This is a genomic window from Mesorhizobium sp. WSM3862 (assembly GCF_002294985.1).
Taxonomy (GTDB): domain Bacteria; phylum Pseudomonadota; class Alphaproteobacteria; order Rhizobiales; family Rhizobiaceae; genus Mesorhizobium.
Map to the genome: position 1 here is coordinate 199,132 of NZ_NSGE01000006.1, position 15,012 is coordinate 214,143.

Annotated in this window: 15 protein-coding genes and 1 tRNA gene; 7 read left to right on the forward strand and 9 right to left on the reverse strand. The window is 63.3% G+C overall.

Annotated features, from left to right (window positions below; genetic code table 11):
• Window positions 1–19: 19 nt before the first annotated feature.
• Complete coding sequence (locus CK224_RS20030) at window positions 20–787, forward strand: ABC transporter substrate-binding protein (protein ID WP_095783124.1); 768 nt, start codon at window positions 20–22, stop codon at window positions 785–787.
• Window positions 788–836: 49 nt separating this feature from the next.
• On the opposite strand, the gene araD1 is transcribed toward CK224_RS20030, so the two are convergent.
• From araD1 to chvE, 4 genes are all read right to left on the reverse strand, one after another.
• The gene (gene araD1, locus CK224_RS20035; protein ID WP_095782926.1) at window positions 837–1,826 is read right to left on the reverse strand and encodes an AraD1 family protein; all 990 of its coding nucleotides are present in this window, start codon (window positions 1,824–1,826) and stop codon (window positions 837–839) included.
• Between the two features lie 208 nt (window positions 1,827–2,034).
• On the reverse strand, window positions 2,035–3,327 hold the full coding sequence (gene mmsB, locus CK224_RS20040; protein WP_066996778.1) for a multiple monosaccharide ABC transporter permease: 1,293 nt from the start codon (window positions 3,325–3,327) through the stop codon (window positions 2,035–2,037).
• On the reverse strand, window positions 3,324–4,859 hold the full coding sequence (gene mmsA / locus CK224_RS20045; protein ID WP_067322747.1) for a multiple monosaccharide ABC transporter ATP-binding protein: 1,536 nt from the start codon (window positions 4,857–4,859) through the stop codon (window positions 3,324–3,326). Before mmsA ends, mmsB begins: the two co-directional genes overlap by 4 nt.
• A gap of 188 nt (window positions 4,860–5,047) precedes the next feature.
• A complete protein-coding gene (chvE, locus tag CK224_RS20050; protein ID WP_066996783.1) occupies window positions 5,048–6,118 on the reverse strand; it encodes a multiple monosaccharide ABC transporter substrate-binding protein in 1,071 nt (356 codons plus the stop codon).
• A 293-nt stretch (window positions 6,119–6,411) separates the two neighbouring features.
• Here chvE and CK224_RS20055 point away from each other — a divergent pair, with 293 nt between their 5' ends.
• Complete coding sequence (locus CK224_RS20055) at window positions 6,412–7,401, forward strand: LysR substrate-binding domain-containing protein (RefSeq protein ID WP_095782927.1); 990 nt, start codon at window positions 6,412–6,414, stop codon at window positions 7,399–7,401.
• Window positions 7,402–7,523: 122 nt separating this feature from the next.
• Here CK224_RS20055 and CK224_RS31355 read toward each other — a convergent pair whose 3' ends face one another.
• Window positions 7,524–7,979 carry a hypothetical protein gene (locus CK224_RS31355; protein WP_170950356.1) on the reverse strand — a complete coding sequence of 152 codons (456 nt, stop codon included), beginning with the start codon at window positions 7,977–7,979 and terminating at the stop codon, window positions 7,524–7,526.
• A gap of 251 nt (window positions 7,980–8,230) precedes the next feature.
• On the opposite strand from CK224_RS31355, the gene CK224_RS20065 reads away from it, so the two are divergent.
• Complete coding sequence (locus CK224_RS20065; RefSeq protein WP_141245831.1) at window positions 8,231–8,686, forward strand: hypothetical protein; 456 nt, start codon at window positions 8,231–8,233, stop codon at window positions 8,684–8,686.
• 87 nt (window positions 8,687–8,773) lie between these two features.
• On the opposite strand, the gene CK224_RS20070 is transcribed toward CK224_RS20065, so the two are convergent.
• A tRNA-Gly gene (locus CK224_RS20070) sits at window positions 8,774–8,847 on the reverse strand.
• A gap of 392 nt (window positions 8,848–9,239) precedes the next feature.
• Here CK224_RS20070 and CK224_RS20075 point away from each other — a divergent pair.
• The 3 genes from CK224_RS20075 to CK224_RS20085 all read left to right on the forward strand — a co-directional run bounded on the left by CK224_RS20075 (window position 9,240) and on the right by CK224_RS20085 (window position 11,121).
• Window positions 9,240–9,974, forward strand: coding sequence for a hypothetical protein (locus CK224_RS20075; RefSeq protein WP_141245832.1), 735 nt, complete (start codon window positions 9,240–9,242; stop codon window positions 9,972–9,974).
• A complete protein-coding gene (locus CK224_RS20080; RefSeq protein ID WP_095782930.1) occupies window positions 9,953–10,708 on the forward strand; it encodes a glycosyltransferase in 756 nt (251 codons plus the stop codon). The genes CK224_RS20075 and CK224_RS20080 overlap by 22 nt, the downstream gene beginning before the upstream one ends.
• 149 nt (window positions 10,709–10,857) lie before the next feature.
• Complete coding sequence (locus tag CK224_RS20085) at window positions 10,858–11,121, forward strand: DUF6460 domain-containing protein (protein WP_095782931.1); 264 nt, start codon at window positions 10,858–10,860, stop codon at window positions 11,119–11,121.
• On the opposite strand, the gene CK224_RS20090 is transcribed toward CK224_RS20085, so the two are convergent.
• Window positions 11,096–12,034 carry a histone deacetylase gene (locus tag CK224_RS20090; RefSeq protein ID WP_095782932.1) on the reverse strand — a complete coding sequence of 313 codons (939 nt, stop codon included), beginning with the start codon at window positions 12,032–12,034 and terminating at the stop codon, window positions 11,096–11,098. The two genes, CK224_RS20085 and CK224_RS20090, sit on opposite strands and share 26 nt — an antisense overlap.
• A gap of 123 nt (window positions 12,035–12,157) precedes the next feature.
• On the opposite strand from CK224_RS20090, the gene CK224_RS20095 reads away from it, so the two are divergent.
• Window positions 12,158–13,498, forward strand: a complete 1,341-nt coding sequence (locus CK224_RS20095; RefSeq protein WP_176477965.1) for an MATE family efflux transporter — start codon at window positions 12,158–12,160, stop codon at window positions 13,496–13,498.
• Here CK224_RS20095 and CK224_RS20100 read toward each other — a convergent pair.
• Window positions 13,491–14,570: a quinone-dependent dihydroorotate dehydrogenase gene (locus CK224_RS20100; protein ID WP_095782933.1), complete on the reverse strand. Its 1,080-nt coding sequence runs from the start codon at window positions 14,568–14,570 to the stop codon at window positions 13,491–13,493. The genes CK224_RS20095 and CK224_RS20100 overlap by 8 nt on opposite strands.
• Complete coding sequence (locus CK224_RS20105) at window positions 14,567–14,914, reverse strand: DUF952 domain-containing protein (protein WP_095783126.1); 348 nt, start codon at window positions 14,912–14,914, stop codon at window positions 14,567–14,569. Before CK224_RS20105 ends, CK224_RS20100 begins: the two co-directional genes overlap by 4 nt.
• Window positions 14,915–15,012: the final 98 nt, after the last annotated feature.

Consider the following 15,012-nt stretch of genomic DNA (forward strand, 5'->3'; position numbering starts at 1 on the left):
TGAACGCAAGGGGATGAAAATGCAGATATCCAGATGGATCCTGTCGGCCGCGGCCGCCGCCATGCTGGCGCTCGGCGTCGGTTCGGTAGACGCGGCCGAAAGGATCAAGATCGGTACCGAGGGCGCCTATCCGCCCTTCAACACCATCACGCCGGACGGCAAGGTCGAAGGCTTCGACATCGACATCGCCAATGCGCTCTGCGCGCAGATGAAGGTCGAATGCGAGATCGTCACTCAGGATTGGGATGGCATCATTCCGGCCCTGCAGGCCAAGAAATTCGACGCCATCATCGCCTCGATGAGCATCACCGAGGAACGCAAGAAGCAGGTCGCCTTCACCCACAAATACTACACCACGCCGCTTGCGCTGGTCGCCCTGAAGGACGCCGACATCGCCTCGACCGAGCCGGCCTCGCTTGCCGGCAAGACGGTCGGTGCCCAGGCCTCGACCACCCAGGCCAACTACGCCCAGGACGTCTACGCCAAGGCCGGCGCCGAGGCGAAGCTCTATCCGACCCAGGAAGAGGCGGTCACCGATCTGCTCAACGGCCGTCTCGACGCCGTCATCTCGGACAAGTTCGTGCTGGTCGACTGGATGAAGAAGGCGAGCGACGGCTGCTGCAAGCTGGTCGGCGACGTCAAGGGCACCGAGACCGAGGCCGGCATCGCCGTGCGCCTGGAGGACACCGCCCTGCGCGACCGCCTCAACGCGGCAATCGACGCCATTGTTGCCGACGGCACCTACAAGAAGATCCAGTCGAAGTATTTCGATTTCGATATTTATTGAGCTTGAAGCTGCCAATCTCCCCCCTCGTGGGGGAGATCACGCTCTCACCTTACAGCGCCTTCACCGCCACCTTCACCGGCTTCTCGATCTCGAGCGGGTTGCGCAGCGGCAGGCCGAAATCCTTGGCCTCGATCTCGAACGTGTCGCCTTCCTCAGTCCTGATGCCGTCGGCGAAGGAGAGCGTGGCGGTGCCGAACATGTGCACATGCACGTCGCCAGGCTGGCGGAAGGCCGAATATTTGAAGTGGTGATGCTCGAGATTGGCGATCGTGTGCGACATGTTCGCCTCGCCGGACAGGAACGGCTTTTCCCAAAGCACTTTGCCGTCGCGCCAGATTCGTGAAGAGCCCCTGATGTCGGCGGGCAGCTCGCCTATCAGGATTTCCGGTCCGAACGAGGCGTTGCGCAGCTTGGAATGGGCGAGGAACAGGTAGTTCACGCGCTCGGTCACATGGTCGGAAAACTCGTTGGACAGCGTGAAGCCGACGCGGAACGGCGCGCCGTCGTCGCCGATGACATAGATGCCGGCGATCTCCGGCTCCTCGCCGGCGTCCTGCGCGAAGGCTGGTGACATCAGCGCGGCACCGGGCGCCACCGCCATGGTGCCGTTGCCCTTGTAGAACCATTCCGGCTGCACGCCGATCTCGCCCTTTGCCGGCTTGCCGCCCTCCAGCCCCATGCGGAACATCTTCATGGAATCGGTGAGTTGCTCCTCGCCGTCGCTGAGCTTCTTGTGCATGGAATCGCGTGTCGCGGCGGAGCCGAGATGTGTAAGCCCGGTGCCGGTAAGGTGAAGATGCGCGGGGTCGGGATGGTTGATTGGCGATACCAGGCGTCCCTTCTTGTAGACGGCGTCGAGGTCGACCGTCTCGCCATAGCCCTTGCGCTCGATCAGCGCCTCGAGCCCAGTGCCGGTGCGGGCTGCCTCCATCGCCAGCGAATAGACGCTGCGCGCGCCGTTGATGATCCGGGTCTTGCCGCCGCTGCGGGCAACAACGCGGATCGTCTCGGCGTCATCGAGGATCTGGGAAATCAGCATGATGAACCCTCTCTCTTTTGCCTTGGCCCGGCTGCCGATTGGCAAACCCTGACCGGCGCGGCCCGGAACCGATCCGCGCCACGGTTGAAACTATTCGTCCGGATTGCACTCGCGAGCCTGGTCCTTCCAGGACTTCTTCGCGCCGACGGGTTGCCGGCAGCTTCGCGATCTAGAACCCGTATGCCTCCTTAGTCCTTGCCTCCGGCCTCTACGCCTTGTTCTTGTTGTAGACGTCGAAGATGACGGCACCGAGCAGCACCAGGCCTTTGACCACCTGCTGCCAGTCGACATTGACGCCCATGATCGACATGCCGTTGTTCATCACGCCCATGATGAAGCCGCCGACCACGGCGCCGATGACCTGTCCGACGCCGCCCATCGCCGAGGCGCCGCCGATGAAGACGGCGGCGATCACGTCGAGTTCGCTGCCCAGACCTGCGGCCGGGACGGCCTGGCCGAGGCGAGCGGCGATGATCAGGCCGCCGAGCGCCGACAGCACGCCCATGTTGATGAAGACGAGCAGCGTCAGCCGTTCGGTGTTGATGCCCGACAGCTGCGCCGCCTTGGCGTTGCCGCCCATCGCATAGATGCGGCGGCCGATGGTCATGCGCTTGGTGACGAAGACGAACAGCGAGATCAGCACGCCCATCACCAGAAGCACCACCGGCAGGCCCCTGTAGCTGGCGAACTGGAAGACCAGGAACAGCGCCAGCGCGCTGCCGACCAGCGTCTTGACGACGAACAGCGGGAAGGGCTCGGCCTCATAGCCATGCCGTTCGCGCTTACGCCGTGTTCTGAAGCCGAAATAGGCATAGGCGAGCACCGCGACCAGACCGAGCACGATCGTCGTCATGTGCAGCGTAAGACCGCTGCCGACGATGGTCTTGCCGGCCGCATTCACCGTCGGCGGAATGAGCGTCAGCGGGCCGATGACGTCGGGGATGAAGCCGGAGCTCAACGCCTTGAAGCTGTCGGGAAGCGGGCCGACCGAGGAGCCGCCGCCAAGCAGTGCCTGGCAGATGCCGCGGAAGATCAGCATGCCCGCCAGCGTCACGATGAAGCTCGGTATTCGGTGATAGGCGATCCAGTAGCCTTGCGCCGCGCCGATAAGCGCACCGACGATCAGGCAAACGATCGAGACCACCAGCGGATTGCTGAATATACCGAGCGGCCAGATGACCATCATCATTGCGGCAAGCGCGCCGATGAAGCCGGCGACCGATCCCACGCTGAGGTCGATATAGCCGGCGACGATCACCAGCAGCATGCCAAGCGCCATCACGATGATGAACGAGTTCTGCTGCACCAGGTTGCTGAGGTTGACCGGTTTGAACAGCGTGCCGGACGTCGTGTACTGGAAGAACAGCATGATGACGATCAGCGCGATGATCAGTCCGTATTCGCGCAGGTTCGTCGTCAGCGCCGAAACGGCGACACGCGGACCATGCTTGACGTCTTCGGCGACGCCGCTCTGCGGCGCGGGAGCGCTTTCTGTGCTCATGAGGCTTTTTTTCCTTCTCCCCGAACGATGGCGCGCATGATCTTTTCCTGGCTAGCGTCGCTTGCCGCCATTTCGCCGACGATACGCCCTTCGTTCATGACATAGATGCGGTCGGTGATGCCGAGCAATTCCGGCATTTCCGACGAGATGACGACGATTGCCTTTCCCTCGGCGGCGAGGCGGGCGATGATCGTGTAGATTTCGTACTTGGCGCCGACGTCAATGCCGCGCGTCGGTTCGTCGAGGATCAGCACTTCCGGGTCGGCGAACAGCCATTTCGACAGCACCACCTTCTGCTGGTTGCCGCCGGAAAGATTGCCGGTCAGCTGATAGACGCTGGATGCGCGGATGTTGGTCTTCTTGCGATAGTCGTTGGCGACGCTCATCTCGCGCATGTCGTCGATGACGCCGCGGCTGGAGACGCCTCCCAAATTGGCCAGCGTCACATTGTGCTTGATGTGGTCGATAAGGTTGAGGCCAAAGGTCTTGCGGTCCTCGGTGACATAGGCGATCCGGTTCTCCACCGCCTTGCTCACCGTCGAAAGATCGAGAGGCTTACCCCTGAGCAGGACCTCGCCGCTGATATGCCGGCCATAGGAACGGCCAAACAGGCTCATCGCGAATTCGGTGCGGCCGGCGCCCATCAGCCCGGCAATGCCGACCACCTCGCCCTTGCGCACATTGAGGTTGACGTTCTTGATCACCTGCCGCTCGGCGTGGATCGGATGGTACACCGACCAGTTTTTCACTTCGAAAATAACCTCGCCGATCTGGGGCTCGCGCGGCGGGTAGCGGTCGTCGAGCGAGCGGCCGACCATCGAAGTGATGATCCGGTCCTCGCTGATGTCCTTCCTGGGCAGGGTCTCGATGGTGCGCCCGTCGCGGATCACCGTCACCTTGTCGGCGACGCGGTTCACCTCGTTGAGCTTGTGCGAGATCAGGATCGAGGTCATGCCCTGGCGCTTGAACTCGAGCAGGAGATCGAGCAGCGCCTGGCTGTCCTTTTCGCTGAGCGAGGCGGTCGGCTCGTCAAGGATCAGCAGCTTCACTTCCTTGCTGAGCGCCTTGGCGATCTCGACCAGCTGCTGCTTGCCGACGCCGATATTGGTGATCAGCGTCTTGGGATCTTCCTTCAAGCCGACTTTGTCGAGCAGGGCCTTGGTGCGCTTCTCGTTGGCGTTCCAGTCGATGACGCCGTAGCTGGCGTGCTCGTTGCCCAGGAAGATGTTTTCCGCGATCGACAGCATCGGCACCAGGGCAAGTTCCTGGTGGATGATGACGATGCCGATATGCTCGCTATCATGGATACCCTTGAAGTGGCATTCCTGGCCGCGAAAGACGATCTCGCCTTCATAGGTACCGGTCGGGTAGACGCCCGACAGCACCTTCATCAGCGTCGATTTGCCGGCGCCGTTCTCGCCGACGATGGCGTGGATTTCTCCTTCCTCGACGCTGAGGTTCACGTTCGACAGCGCCTTCACGCCGGGGAACGTCTTGGTGATGTCGCGCATCTCCAAAATCGTCGAGCTCATCAGGAATTCCGCTCCCTGGCGCAGGCCTTCCGTTTCCGGAAAACGTTATGCGCGAAATCAACGTACTGCAGTCTGGCTCGCGCCGCGATGGCGCATGGCGCTGCAGAAGCCGGCAAAAACAATACCGGGGTCGCTTCTGAACGAAAAGGGGCCCTGCGTCGCGCAGGACCCCTCCCTTAAAGGCTGGATTACTTCAGCTCTTCGGCCTTGATGTAGCCGGAGTCGACGACCAGCGCCTTGTAGTTCGACTTGTCGACCTCGTGCGGCGTCAAGAGAATCGAGGGAACGACCTTGACGTCGTTGTTGTAGGTCTTGGTGTCGAGGCCGTCGGGCTTGCCGCCGGAGAGCACCTTGTCGACCAGCTGCACGGTGGCCTTGGCCAGCTCGCGGGTGTCCTTGAACACGGTCGAATACTGCTCGCCCGAAATGATCAGCTTGACCGAGGCGGTCTCGGCGTCCTGACCGGTCACGATCGGCCAGGGCTGAGCATCCGTGCCGTAGCCGACAGCGCGCAGCGAGGCGGTGATGCCGCGCGACAGGCCGTCATAGGGCGAAAGAACGCCATCGACGCGGCTGCCGTCCGAGTAGTTGGCCGAGAGCAGGTTGTCCATGCGGGCCTGTGCGGTGGCGGCGAGCCAGCGCAGCGTGCCGACCTTGTCCATGCCCATCTGGCCGGACTTGATCTTGATCGAGCCGTCGTCGATCAGCGGCTGCAGAACCGACATCGCGCCGTTGTAGAAGAAGAAGGCGTTGTTGTCGTCGGGCGAGCCGCCGAACAGCTCGACGTTCCACGGCTTGGTGTTCGGGAAGCGCTCCTTGAGGCCTTTGACCAGGGAATTTGCCTGGATCACGCCGACGCCGAAATTGTCGAAGGTGGTGTAGTAGTCGACATTCGGGGTCTTCTTGATCAGGCGATCATAGGCGATGGTGACGACGCCTGCGTCATTGGCCTTCTGCAGCGCATCGGCCATGGTGGTGCCGTCGATCGAAGCGATGATCAGCGCCTTCGGGCCTTTCGTGATCTCGTTTTCCAACTGGCTGAGCTGGTTCGGGATATCGTCCTGCGCGTATTGCAGGTCGACCGTGTAGCCCAGCGCTTCGAGCTGGGACTTGACGGCGTCGCCGTCGTTGATCCAGCGCTGCGAGGTTTTGGTCGGCATCAGCACGCCGACGAGACCCTTGTCGGCGGCGTGCGCCGAATAGGTCGTGGCGGCAATGCCAAGGGCCGCGACGGCGGCCAGCGTCTTGATGATCTTCACATTTACTCTCCCTGGTTGATGGACGCGACACCTCGGGGCTTCGCGGGCCGCGCAGTCGAACAGGAGCGCAATCGCGCCTCTGTCGGCTTTATCGATCTCCGGTATCCTCCCAATCGGCCCCGCGACGCAGTTTCAATCGATACGATTTTGCTCGTTGCCGATCGCTGCGTCTCGGAACGCGCGAAGGGTGTGTCCCTTTGACATAACTGTCAAATGCGATCTTTGCTGGTTGCTATACCGAAACTGGTATGATTTAGCGTAGCGCAGAGAACTGCCGGAGAGGCTGGGAAATCATGGCGGCGCTGCGCGATCCTGATACGATTTCAGGAAATTACGAGAAGCTTCCGGGGGACGGTGAAACGCTGCTGCGCAGCGGCCTGAGCCTGCGCCATATGCGGATGATCGCCGCGCTCGACGATCACGGACGGGTGAGCGCCGCCGCCCAGGTTATGAATATTTCCCAGCCGGCGGCCTCGCGCATGATTGCCGAGATGGAGGCGGTGCTCGACGTGAAATTATGCGAGCGGCTGCCGCGCGGCGTGACGCTGACCCCTTACGGTCAGGCGCTCGCCAGGCGCGCCCGCTCCATCCTGCTCGAAATGCGCGAAGCCGACCGGGAGATTTCGGAGCTCAAGGCAGGCAAAGGCGGCTCGGTGTTTCTCGGCGCCGTGACCGCGCCGGCGATCGAGCTGGCGGTGCCGGCGATTCGCGAGATCCGCCGCATCTATCCGCGCATCGAGATCACCATGCAGGTCGAGACCTCGAACGTGCTCGCCCGCGAGCTGATCGCCTCCCGCCACGACTTTATCATCGCCCGCATCCCCGACGACCTCAATCCGCGGCTGTTCGAATCGCGCGTCATCGGCATCGAGAAGGCCTGCCTGATCGTGCGCCGCGGCCATCCGCTTGCCGGCGGCGGGATGGTCGGCCTGGAGGAGACGGCTGCCTATGATTGGGTCTTCCAGTCCGGCGGCTCGCCCCTGCGCCAGGCGATGGAAAGCAATTTCTTGAACCGCAACATCCCGCTTCCCGACCGCATCCTCAACACCTCGTCGCTGCTCTTGACGCTGGTAATGGTGGCGCAATCTGACGCCATCGCCCCCGTTTCGGTGCAGGTGGCCAAGTTCATCCAGAGCGGCGACGGGCTGTCCGGAGCGATCGATGTCGTTCAGACCGAGTTCGACATCGAGGTCCGGCCCTACAGCCTGATCACGGTCAGGAACCGGGCGCTCTCGCCCGCCGCCAAGATGCTGCACGACTTCATCCTGCGCGAAGTGGGGTAATGGAACGAGAATGCTACCTGTGCGTTCAAACAGATCGGCAGTTCGCTGGAGCCCGTTTGGGTGAGGGAACCACCTGCCGATGCTGAACTATCGGGAGGTCTTTGATGGAACGTCGCTTGTTTCTAACTGGAATGCTTGGCGTTGCGGGGGCAGCGGCAATTGCAACCCTGGCTGGCCCCAGTAGGGCGGTTGCCGGAATTCCAAGCGGCAACGGAATTCTCGATGAACTCGATAAGCCCGATACCGCCGTCTTCGAGGATGGAGACGAACGGGCTGAAGTGGAGCAGGTTTACCATCGTCATTGGCATCACGGCCGTCGCCGCCGCAGACGGCGCCGCGTTTGGAGACGTGTTTGCCGCCGCTACTGGCGTCGTGGCCGCTGGCGTCGCCGCTGCTGGCGCGAACGTGTTTGGATTGGCTTTTGGCTTTAGGGGTCCATAGCGGTTCAGCTTTGGATAAGAGCCGCTCACCCGCAGTAAAGAACTGTTTTTACGGAATTCCGGACCGAGACGTGGTCCTGGATTGCTCAACCGGTCCAGAGCCGGCCGCCGCAAGGTGGCTGGCTTCTTTTTCGCCATAGATCGCGCGGCGATCCTCTTCTAGGGCCCAAGCCCCTCGCCTTTCGAGCGGCTCTTTCGTTTGCGCGCTTTCGCCGAACGAGGTGGCTCCCTTCGGAGTGCGGTCAAAAAGCACGTTGATTTTCCAGTCCCCCTGCTGTTGAGAGGATGCGGGCAGTTGGGCGATCTGGATGTTCGATGTTTTCAAAGCTGCCTGTTGTTAACCATCGCAATGTTAGCCTTGGTCTCGCCGGATGAGCGAGGTCACCAACATGCACGCCGATCTGCCGCGCGCGCGGGTTAAGCGGAGGCTGATAGCCAAGGCGCTAGCGTTCCTCGCCGCCGCCCTGACAACGCTGCCCGCAGATGCCGAAACGGTGCAGGAAAATCCCGGCGGTCAGATCGTGATCTTCGCTTTGCACGTCGCCGAGCTGCGCGCCGCGAACGAGCCTGTGGAATTTGACGGTGCCTGCGACAGCGCCTGCACGCTCTATCTGTCTTTGCCCGCCGAGCAGCTTTGCATCACGCCGCGTGCATCCTTCGGCTTCCATCTGCCTTACGGCGTCGGCGCCCATGAGAACGCAATCGCCGCCGGGTACCTGATCTCGCAATATCCCGACTGGGTTCGCCTGTGGGTCGAGGAACACGGCGGCCTGTCGCACACCATCGTGCGGATGGAAGCCGCCGAGGCCGCAAAGCATCTTCCCCTCTGCGGCGTGCTGGCATGACCGCTAACGGCAACGATCGCATTCGCCTTCGGCCGCTTGAGGACGCTCTGCCAGATCGCTGCGACCGCGCGGCACTGTAGCGAGGGATGGAGCGGGTAGCGGGAATCGAACCCGCGCGTTCAGCTTGGGAAGCTGACAGGCTACCATTACATCATACCCGCGCAACAGCCTCGTTACCATGATGGCCCCGCATCTAGCAATCGGCGATACATTGAAAGCCGAGAGCCATCCACCGGCGCTTTGACGCCGCGCCACAACATGGTAATGGCTCAGGGGTTAAGGGTGGGGACCCAGCTTGGAAATCAATGTTCGGAAGAGGAAGCGAGCCTCTCGCTCCGGAAAAGCCTTTGCTGTGGAAGATCTCGGATTCCTGCTGAGGCTTCCTCTTTTTGTATTCGTCTCTCTTTTCGTGCCTGAGAAGAGATGGCGCAGTGTCTGCCTTTGGCTGGAGCGGCTGAAACGGGCGCCTGAGTCTCGGCGCGACGTTGGTGACCAACCGGATCTTGCCGCCTTTGGCATAGCCGGCCGCGAGGACCGGCTCCGGGTCGACGCGATGCGCAGCGAACACAACATCCAGATCGTCCGCGAGTGGCTCGTCGGCTGGCGACCCGAGATCGAACTGCTCGGCGCCGAGCATCTCGATGCGGCGCGCGAACAGGGCCGTGGCGCCGTCCTGTGGATTGCGCATTTCACCTTCAACGCGCTTGCGGCGAAGATGGTTTTCGCCAAAGCCGGCTTCGACGTCTATCACGTCAGCAGGCCGGAGCATGGCTTCTCGAAATCGCGCTTCGGCATCCGGTTCCTCAACCCGATCAGAACCTGCGTCGAGCTCAGACATGCGGCGGGCCGTATCGTGATCGACCGAGCCAATCCCGCCGCCAGCATGAACGAGGCGAGGCGGTTGCTTCGCCAGGGCAAGTTTGCGTCCATCACCGCTGGCGCCTGGGAGGGTGAGCTGCTGGTGCGCGCGCGGATCGGCCAGTCGGCCATTGAATTTGCCGGCGGCGCGCCCCGCTTGGCCAGGATCGCCGGCGCTCCCCTGCTGTCGGTCTTCGTCGTTCGTGACGACAGGACAGGCAAGATACGGGTGACTGTGGAAAATCCGATCGATCTTGATCGCAGCCAGGACAAGGCCGAACTGATCCAGAGCGCCGCGCAAGACTTCGCCGATCGGCACCTGGCCTATCTGAAGGCCAGTCCCCACCAGTGGCGCGACTGGGGCAAGTTGAAGGCTCACCAAGGCACCCTGATCGAGACGGAAGCCGGATGCCTCTCTTCAGCATTCTGATCACCGACGACGGCAGCGAGCACCTTTCCGGGCTCGTTGCCGAAAACATCCAGTCGCTCACGGCTGCTCATCCGGGCGAAGAGCACCGCCTGTTCCGGGAAGCGGCGTTGGCGGAGTTCATTTCGACGCATTTCGGAGCAGAGGTGCTTTCGGCTTTCAGGACGCTGCGACCTTATTCCTACAAGGCGGACCTCGCCAAATATTGCCTGCTCCATGAGCAAGGCGGCCTTTATGCCGATCTCTCCTATTTCTTCCTGCGCGGAGTGCCTCGCGGCGATGGAAAATTGTCGATCTTTCGCGATTTCCTCAGCTCGACCCCTTGGGACACCAGCATCGGCGTTGTTGCCGCGCCGCCTCGCCACAAGGCGCTCGCCAAGGCGATCGAGCTTGTCTGCGCCAATGTGAAACGGGAATATTACGGGCCGACTGCGCTCTGCCCCACGGGCCCGACCTTGTTCGGCAAGGCCGTCGCGCTGACCTGCGAGCCGGAAGACCTCATCGTCGGCGAAGCCCTCAGGTCGGTGCCGTCTGCCGCGCCTCTTCAGCCGTCCGCGGATTTCGGCCATTGCCTCAGCCATGATGGCGAGCCGGTCGCGATCAAGCGCAAGCGGGGCGGCAAGCCGATATCGCACCTCGGTATCGGCGGCGGCAACCGCTACAACAGGCTGTGGCGCTCCAGGGAAGTCTACCGCGACCGGCCGCTTTGGGCCCGCATCTTCCGGTGGAGAATCTGACTGAGCGAGCCACGTGTGCCGGCCGGATCGGGCTATCAAGGCCGCCGGCACAATAGCTTCGCGCGCGGCCTTCGGCTTGATGCCGGGTATCCGAGTGCGTATTTCTGAGGTCGCGTCCCGAATCGGGCAGCTCGAACCGGAGAACGGCCTTGTCCGCACTGACACGCTTTCTCGGCGATACGCCACTCAGGGTGCTTGTGAAGCTGCTGGTGGTTTCCTTCCTCGTCGGCCTCGTCATGCACGCTTTCGGCTGGTCGCCGATGGACGTGCTCTACGGCATCCGCCAGTTCTTCACCGATCTGTGGAATCTCGGCTTCCATACTATCGACCGCTTCCTGGGCTATATCCTGCTCGGCGCCGCGATCGTCGTGCCCGCCTTTATCCTGCTCAGGATCGCGAGCTACAGGAAGTAGCCTGGCGAGCGTCAGCATACGCGGCCGCGACCTCGAACAGAATGGCGTGGCGCGCGGCAAGCGCCGGCACGTCGCTCGAATAGCCGCCGCCGATGACGCCGCATAGCGGGATGCCGGCCTTGCGGAAATAGCTGATGACCAGCTCCTCGCGGCTGCGCAGGCCGTTGTCGGTCAATGTCAGCCGGCCAAGCCGGTCCTCGGCATGGACATCCACGCCGGCATTGTAGAACACGATGTCCCAGCGCCGCCTTGCGCAAAGCTCTGGAAGAATGGCGCCGAGCCGGTCGAGATAGGCAGCGTCGCCGGTGCCGTCCGGCAGCGCGATATCGACATCGGAGGCGATCTTGCGCGCCGGATAATTGCGTTCGCCATGCATGGAAAAGGTGAAGGCGCGCGGCTCATCCTTCAAAATGTCCGCCGTGCCGTCGCCCTGATGCACGTCGAGATCGACGACCAGGATGTTTTCGACGGCGCCCTCCGCAAGCAGGACCAGGGAAGCCACGGCCACGTCGTTGAAGGTGCAGAAGCCCGCGCCTTGGGCACGCCTGGCATGGTGGCTACCGCCGGCGGCGTTGCAGGCTATGCCGTGTTTCAGCGCCAGCCGCGCCGCCAGCACCGTGCCTGCCGTTGCTAGCTGCGCTCTCAATGACACGCGCTGGCTGACCGCGAAGCCGATCTCGCGCTCGATCTTTTCAGGCACCTCGCAAGTGAGCACCTGGTCGACATAGCCGGCCTCGTGCGCGAGCTTGAGCCACGCCGCCGGCGCCCGTTCCGGCATCGAAAGCGCTCCCGCTGCTGCCAGCCCGCGGCTGTGCAAAGCCTCCATTAGCAACGGATATTTGCTCATCGGAAAGCGGTGATTGACGGCAAAGCCGGCGTCATAGTCGGGATGGTGGACGATCTGCAAAGGCATGATGGGGCGGCCTGCGCCAGAGCTGGAATTCGGTTAGCCGTCACCCGATGGCGATTGCGCGGCAGCGGCAAACTGGGGCACATCGGCCATTCTAGCAAGCCGCAATGAGCAAGGCAGCAATCCTTGGACAAGGGTGCGACCCACATCAACGCCGGGACCTTCATCGTCACCAACCGGTCGGTGCTGGCGATCGCGGTGCCGATGACGCTTGCCTATCTGACGACGCCGCTGCTCGGCATCGTCGACACCGCGGTGATCGGGCAGTTCGGCGATGCGGCTCTTCTCGGCGGACTGGCGGCAGGCGCGCTGGTCTTCGACGTCGTCTTCACCACCTTCAACTTCCTGCGCTCCGGCACCACCGGCCTCGTCGCCCAGGCTTTCGGACGCGGCGATCCGCTGGAGGAGCAGGCGGTGCTCTGGCGGGCCGTGCTGATCGCGGTCGTCGCCGGCGTGGTGCTTGCAGCACTTGCGCCGCTGTTTGCGGTAGGCGGCCAGTGGTTCATGGGCGCCGAGCCGCGTGTCAGCGCGGCGATGTCGGTCTATATCCGCATCAGGCTCATTGCCGCGCCCTTCTCGCTCATCAACTACGCCATCTTGGGCTACGTGCTGGGGCGTGGCGAGGGCGGGATAGGGCTGATGCTGCAGGCCGTGCTCAACGGCATCAACATCCTGCTCTGCTTCCTGCTCGGCCTCGAGCTCGGCTGGGGCGTGGCGGGCGTTGCCTGGGCGACCGTCACCGGCGAGTTCCTGGCCATGCTGCTCGGCCTTGCCATCGTGCTGAGGCGGTTCCGCAAGCTGGAGCGGCCGTCGCGCCGGCGCATCCTCGACCTGCCGGCCTACCGGCGCATGCTGTCGCTCAACCGCGATATCATGATCCGCTCCTTCTCGCTGCTTGCCGCCTTCGCGCTGTTCACTAGGCAGGGCGCCCAGTTCGGCACGGTGACGCTCGCCGCCAATGCCGTGCTGATGAACTTCTTCCTCGTTGCCGGCTATTTCCTGGACGGCTTCGCCACCGCGGCCGAGCAATTGGCCGGCCGCGCCATCGGCGCGCATGCGGCCGCCCCTTTCCGGCAAGCCGTACGGCTGACGCTGATCTGGGGCTTTGGCCTGGCGGCGGTCGCCAGTCTTACCCTGCTGACGGCGGGCGCACAGCTGGTGGCGATGGTGACGACCGCTCCGGAGGTCCGCGCGGTCGCCGACATTTATCTGCCCTGGGCCGCCTTCACCGCGCTGAGCGGCGTGCTTGCCTTCCAGATGGACGGCGTCTTCATCGGCGCCACCTGGTCGCGCGACATGCGCAACATGATGCTCCTGTCCTTCCTGGCCTTCGCCGCGGCGCTGATCACGCTGGCGCCCGCCTTCGGCAACAACGGCCTATGGGCCGCACTGCACGTCTTTTTGCTGGTGCGGGGTTTCAGCCTGCTTGCGGTGCTGAGGCTCAGGATGCGCACGGCGTTCAGGTGATCGGCTTCGCAGCCCAGCGCTCGCAAGCCGAGTCGCGCAAATCCTGGATCGAGCCAAGCCGCTCGCGCTCCACAAACCGCGCCATGCCGGCAACGATGCGGCCAGGCAGCGCCGGGCCGGCATAGATCATGCCGGTATAAAGCTGGACGAGATCAGCGCCGGCGCGGATCTTCTCCAGCGCGGTTTCCGCCGAGTCGACGCCGCCGACCCCGACGATCGTCACTTGTGGGCCGAGCAGCTTGCGCATCCGGGCGAGTACCGCAGTCGAGCGCTCGAAAAGCGGCTTGCCTGACAGCCCGCCGGCTTCGCCGGCCAGACTTGCGCTGCGCAACCCGACCCGGGCAAGCGTCGTGTTGGAGACGATGACCCCGTCGATCCTTTTCTCGATGACTTCGGCGGCGATGTCTTCCAGTTCCGCTTCGACGAGGTCCGGCGCGATCTTGAGGAAGATGGGCGGCTGAACCGACGCAGCCGCGCGCGCCGCCACCACGCGGGACAGGAGTTCGCCCAGTTGCTCGCGCGCCTGCATGTTGCGCAGGCCCGGCGTGTTGGGCGAGGAGATGTTGACCGTCAGATAACTGGCATGAGCCGCGAAGCGGGCGACGCCGCGCTCATAGTCGGCAATGCGGTCGGCGCTGTCCTTGTTGGCGCCGATGTTGACGCCGACAATACCCGGCCGCCCTTTGCGCGCGGCAAGCCGTCTTTCGGCGGCCCCATGCCCTTCATTGTTGAAGCCGAGCCGGTTAATCACCGCTTCGTCCGCGGTCAGCCGGAAGATGCGCGGCTTTGGATTGCCCGATTGCGGCAGCGGCGTGATGGTGCCGACCTCGGCGAAGCCGAAGCCAAGCCCAAGCAGCGCGTCCGGCACTTCGGCGTTCTTGTCGTAGCCGGCCGCCATGCCGAGCGGGTTCGGAAAATCGAGCCCGCAGACGCTGACCTCGACCCGCGCGTCGCGCGGGGGAGGCGAGGCGGCCGGCAGGCCGCAGCGCAAAGCCGCGATCGACAGGCCATGCGCCGTTTCCGGGTCGAACGAGAAAAGCAGCTTTTGGCCGATCCGGTCGAGCACGCTCATTCGTCCTCCAGCGGCGGGAATTCGTGGCCGTGGGCGCCGAGCGGCAACGGCCTCACCCAGAGAACGGCGTCGAGGGCGAGCGCGGCGTAGAGATGCGGGAACAGGGCGCCGCCGCGCGACACCTCGTATTTCAGCGCGTTGCCCAGCTTTGCCGCGTCGACAGCGATGAGAAGCAGGTCCGCCTGGCCGGCGAAATGCTTGGCCGCCGTCTCGCGCACCTGAGTTGAGGTGGAAAAGTGGATGAAGCCGTCGGCGATGTCGATCGGCGCCCCGGTGAAGCGGCCGTTCCGTTCCGCTTCGCGCCACATGGCTTCAGGCGCGATCTTGTAGATAAACTGAGACATTGGCGCGCTATAGTCCGAACGATCCATGGGGGGAAGGGTGCTTGCGAACTCTTCCCCATTTCAGGCGCAAACCTGTGATATTGTTCGCACAACGGCTC